Source organism: Planktosalinus sp. (assembly GCF_059864935.1).
Genome location: NZ_JCBCCK010000480.1, coordinates 1 through 1,182 on the forward strand (window position 1 = coordinate 1; position 1,182 = coordinate 1,182).

General features: G+C 41.5%; 1 protein-coding gene. It reads left to right on the forward strand.

What is annotated here, in order from left to right:
• Window positions 1-1,182: Eco57I restriction-modification methylase domain-containing protein (locus AC6F75_RS14015; RefSeq protein ID WP_500715710.1), on the forward strand; the 1,182-nt coding region annotated here is incomplete at both ends.

Sequence of the window (1,182 nt, forward strand, 5' to 3'; positions counted from 1 at the left end):
GATATTGTAGGTATCAAGGATAAAAAGTACAAACAGGCAGCCGTAAAAGGGCTTATTAACATACTGAAATCCTACAAATTCACCATAACGGAAAATACCCCGATTGAAGAAGATGTGGCCCTTGACCCGGAACTCTTAGGTAAAGTGTTTGAAAACTTATTGGCAAGTTACAACCCGGAAACCAAAACTACAGCTCGTAAACAAACCGGCTCTTTTTACACACCACGGGAGATTGTAAACTACATGGTGGACGAAAGCCTGATTGCTTACCTCAAAAATGCTATTTCGGATTGGGGTGAATTAGATGATGAAACCTTAGACAAAGAACTTCATGTACTGACTTCATTTGATGCCAAAGTGCCTTTTGCAGATAATCCCGATGTACAAAAAGAAATCATCACTGCACTTAGCACCTGCACCATACTTGACCCGGCGTGTGGTTCGGGGGCTTTCCCCATGGGGATTTTACAGAAAATGGTGCATATTCTTCAAAAGCTCGACCCTAATAACAAAGTTTGGCGGGAAGTACAGGAAGAAAAAGCCAAAAAAGAAGCTGCAGATGCGATTGTTTTAGAAAATAAAGAAGACCGGGATGAACGATTAACAGAAATTAGTGACGCCTTTGACCAAAGCATCAACGACCCCGACTATGCCCGTAAACTGTTTTTGATTGAAAACTGCATTTATGGCGTGGATATTCAACCTATTGCTACTCAAATTTCCAAGCTGCGTTTCTTTATATCGCTAGTAGTAGAGCAAAAGGTAAACCCCGAAAAGAATAATTTTGGCATACGCCCTTTACCTAACCTGGAAACCAAGTTTGTGGCAGCAAATACATTGATTGGGATTGAAAAACCAAGTGCACAACTCAGCTTATACGACACCAGAGAAGTAAAAGCTCTTGAAGCTGAACTCAAAAAAGTGCGCAGCAAACTTTTTAGTGCCAAAAGCAAAGATACCAAACTCAAGTATCGCCAACGAGACGAAGAACTTCGAAATGCCATAGCCACTGAACTGGAGAAAAGCGGTTGGAAAAGCGATACCGCCCAAAAATTAGCAGGATGGGACCCATACGACCAAAACGCATCTTCCTCCTTTTTTGACCCCGAGTGGATGTTTGATATTCAAGATGGATTTGATGTGGTGATTGGTAACCCTCCCTATATAAATGCTAATGAGTTA